The organism is Cupriavidus sp. 01L46 (assembly GCF_056399905.1).
Genome location: NZ_JBFTSF010000628.1, coordinates 1 through 1,069 on the forward strand (window position 1 = coordinate 1; position 1,069 = coordinate 1,069).

Genomic DNA, 1,069 nt, shown 5'->3' on the forward strand with positions numbered 1-1,069 from the left:
ACGGATCGTCGTACCGTCATCATGCAGGCCGCCATCGACTGCTTCATAGACAAGGGCTTTCACGCGACCAGCATGCGCGATATAGCTTTGGCTGCGTCAGTCAGTCTGGGCAACCTGTACAACTACTTTCCCGGCAAACAGGCTCTTATTGCCGAAGTTGCAAATCAGGAGCAGGCCGAACTAGCGCCGCTGCTACGCACACTCGAAAGAACCGCCAATCCATCAACGGAACAGGTAAAGCAGTTCCTTGCAGCATACTGGGCGCTTTGCCGGCAGCGCGAATGGGCGATACTGGGCGTTGAATGCCTGGCGGAAATCGCGCGAAGTCCCGCTCTTATGCCTGCGTTCGAGAACAATCGCAGGCAATTGCTCGATACCCYGACAAATGCAATCGAACGTGCCATGAAGCGAGGCGTGTTCAAACCGACTGCGCCCGCGCGGCTAGTGGCACAGGCAATGCTAGATATTGTTGAGAACGATGCCTTGCGCCAGGCGTTGATGGCGCAGGCAGAAACCGCCGGCTACCAAGACAATCCCTCTGTCCAGGCAATGGATGCGCTCCATCCAGGGCTCCTGCACGGCTTGCTTGGAACATGACGTCTGCTCCCCCCGCAAGACCGCGCCTGGATGGTCTGGATCTGGCTCGCTATCTGGCGCTGGCCGGAATGACACTGGTCAACTTCCGGTTAGCGATGCAGCCTGCCGCCCGTGGGCCGGCGTGGCTGGACGGACTATTGGGCTTCCTTGAAGGCAAGGCGTCAGCCACCTTTGTAGTGCTGGCTGGCATGGGCTTAGTGCTAGCAACACGCAATCTGGAGTCGACAACGGCACGCATATGGACGCTACGCCGTTCGCTATTCCTGCTATGTGCAGGATTACTTAATCTGCTGATATTTCCCGCCGACATCATCCATTACTACGCAGTGTATTTCCTGCTGGCATTGCCGTTGCTGCGAGCTAGGATTGCGCCGTTGCTCGCCACCATGTTGGCCGTGGCAACTGTTTCATTGTGGGCTTTGCTGAACTCCGACTACAGTCAAGGTTGGGAATGGGCAGCGTTACACTACAC

At 57.1% G+C, this 1,069-nt stretch carries 2 protein-coding genes; both read left to right on the top strand.

Annotation, left to right across the window (positions count from 1 at the left end; genetic code table 11):
• The coding region (locus tag AC1DS3_RS38960; protein WP_477129404.1) for a TetR/AcrR family transcriptional regulator at positions 1 to 597 on the top strand (597 nt) is incomplete at its 5' end.
• On the top strand, positions 594 to 1,069 hold a 476-nt coding region (locus AC1DS3_RS38965), incomplete at its 3' end, for a heparan-alpha-glucosaminide N-acetyltransferase domain-containing protein (protein ID WP_477129405.1). The genes AC1DS3_RS38960 and AC1DS3_RS38965, both read left to right, overlap by 4 nt.